Source organism: Peribacillus sp. NPDC060253 (assembly GCF_042727425.1).
Lineage (GTDB): Bacteria > Bacillota > Bacilli > Bacillales > DSM-1321 > Peribacillus.
This window is the reverse complement of record NZ_JBHXAS010000243.1, coordinates 1-2557: the sequence shown is the minus strand read 5'-3', so window position 1 is coordinate 2557 and position 2557 is coordinate 1. Positions and strand designations below refer to the sequence as shown.

Genomic DNA, 2557 nt, shown 5'->3' with positions numbered 1-2557 from the left:
ATCAAATAATATTTTATTTTGTTTACTTTAGCAATTAATATTTCTTTTTGTTTTTAATTTTGAATTTTTTATTTCAAAAATTTTAAAAATTGTGTAAACTATAATCAGTTCTTGTAAATGTTTGGTGAACTTGTAAACGTTTACACATATTTTTCAGGGAGGTCTTATATGAACAAACAACAGAATGAATTAGAACAGTCACTCAGTTCTCGTCACATGTCAATGATTGCTATCGGAGGCGTAATCGGTGCAGGTCTTTTTGTAGGCAGTGGCGCTGCCATACATAAGGTCGGGCCCGGCATCTTGGTTTCTTATGTAATTGCTGGTGTATTAGTGTTCTTGATAATGAAGAGTCTTGGTGAAATGGCCACTTCCAATCCATCAAGTGGTTCATTTTCAGAATATGCTCGGGATTCAATCGGCCCTTGGGCAGGTACTACTGTAGGGTGGCTTTATTGGTTTCAATGGGTGGTCGTTATTGCCATTGAAGCGATTGCAGGTGCAGCTATCATCAATATGTGGTATCCCGATATTCCTCTATGGTTTCTTGCTTTAGCCTTGACAATCGCCCTTACTTTAACAAATATCTTTTCAGTTAAATCCTTTGGAGAATTTGAATATTGGTTTGCCATGATTAAAGTAGCGAGTATTATTGCCTTTTTAATTTTAGGCGTGTCTTATATATTCGGATTTTCAGTGGAATCGGCAGTTGGAACCTCCAATCTTGTGCAAAACGGCGGGTTTTTCCCAAATGGTATAAGCTCCGTTTTTGTAGGGGTTATTACGGTATTTTTCTCTTTTGCCGGTACGGAAGTAGCGACTATTGCAGCAGCGGAATCAAAGGATCCTGTAAAGTCTGTCTCTAAGGCCATCAATAGTACAATATGGCGAGTCTTGATCTTTTATGTGGGCTCGATAGCCGTAGTGGTGACTTTACTGCCTTGGAATTCTGCTAATGTATTACAGAGTCCATTTGTTGCCGTTTTAGAAAACCTAGGTATTCCTTTTGCAGCTCACCTCATGAATTTCATCGTACTAACAGCTGTTTTATCATGCTTGAACGCTGGTTTGTATACAACATCCCGAATGCTCTTTTCTTTAGCTAAAAAAGGAGATGCCCCTAAATATTTTGGCAAGTTGAATAAAAATGGCGTTCCTTCAAGAGCTGTTTTTGCAGCTACCATTTTTTCTTATATTGCTGTGGTGATGAGTTATGTTTCCCCCGAGTTAGTTTTTCTGTTTCTAGTTAATTCATCAGGAGCGATCATTTTACTCGTTTATCTGGTTATTTCCATTTCTCAGTTGAGGATGAGAAATAGGTTAGAAAGAGAGAATCCCGATGCTCTGAAAGTGAAGATGTGGTTGTTCCCATATTTGACATATGCAACAATTCTGGGGATTTCCATCATATTGATTTCCATGGCTTTTATCGAGTCTACAAGAAGCCAGCTTTATTCTACACTTGTCTTAACTGGCATAATCATTGTGTTGACTCTTTTTTTCGGAAAAAAGAAAATGTATAGCACAGAGGAAAACAATAAACTATCCAATGATTTGCCACCACTAAAATAATCAAAAGCGTATTTCTTTCTATCTGATTAACTAAAAAAGCCTTACTTCTTCCATAAGGAAAAAGTAATGCTTCTTTCTATTAAATTTTCCCTTTTAGGAAAACATCAAAATGACTCCAGATATCTTCCAAAGATTCTAATCGTTGATGGATATCCTCTTGTTTCGTCTTCCCGACAAACATAATTAAAGCGTTAATTAGGCTCAATGGAGCAACAAAGGAATCAATAAAGCTAGGCATCTGACTCGATGCTGTCAATGGTATATCTGCATGAGGAACCAGAGGTGAGAGTAAATTATCAGTAATGGCAATTGTTGTGGCATTTTTTTCTTTTGCAAAGGAAAACATTTGAATAGTGCTCCTCGTATATCGAGAAAAACTTACACCGATCACTACATCTTGCTCATTTAAATCATACAATTTTTCTGACGAAGCCTCTACAGATTGCAACAATTCCACATTATTTAAAACCATTTGAAGATAATACTGCAAAAACACACCTAGAGAAATGGCACTGCGGTTTGCAATAACATATACTCTTCTTGCCTTTAATAAGCATTCCACTGCTTTATGGAAAGCATCTTCATCCAATCTCTCCATAGTGGAAGTGATATTTGCAATATCATCTTGAAACACTTCGTATACCCCAGCAGATTCTTTATTGTATACTTTTTGTGACATCTTTAATCTATCAGTCGTTGTTAGTTGTTGCTGAACAGAGCTCTGCATATACTGCTGCATCTCTGGATAGCCTGAATAGCCAAGAGAGGTTGCAAAACGCACAACGGTGGCATCACTTACATCAGACATTTTTGCTAGTTTTCCAACTGTAAAAAAAGGAACAGTTGTTTGATTCTCTAATATATATGTAGCTATCTTCACGTGGGACTTGCTCATTCCCCCTATTTGTCCAGCAATGTTTTGATACACGTTTGACATTAAAAAGAGCGCCCCTTTATTTATATTTATATATTTTCAGGAGTATAC

General features: G+C 36.8%; 2 protein-coding genes. One reads left to right on the top strand and one right to left on the bottom strand.

Features of this window, described 5'->3' with window-relative positions:
* Positions 1–168 precede the first annotated feature (168 nt).
* Positions 169–1572, top strand: a complete 1404-nt coding sequence (locus tag ACFWE9_RS26575; protein WP_377359629.1) for an amino acid permease — start codon at positions 169–171, stop codon at positions 1570–1572.
* A gap of 79 nt (positions 1573–1651) precedes the next feature.
* Here ACFWE9_RS26575 and ACFWE9_RS26570 read toward each other — a convergent pair whose 3' ends face one another.
* Positions 1652–2509, bottom strand: a complete 858-nt coding sequence (locus ACFWE9_RS26570) for a MurR/RpiR family transcriptional regulator (protein ID WP_377359627.1) — start codon at positions 2507–2509, stop codon at positions 1652–1654.
* Positions 2510–2557 lie beyond the last annotated feature (48 nt).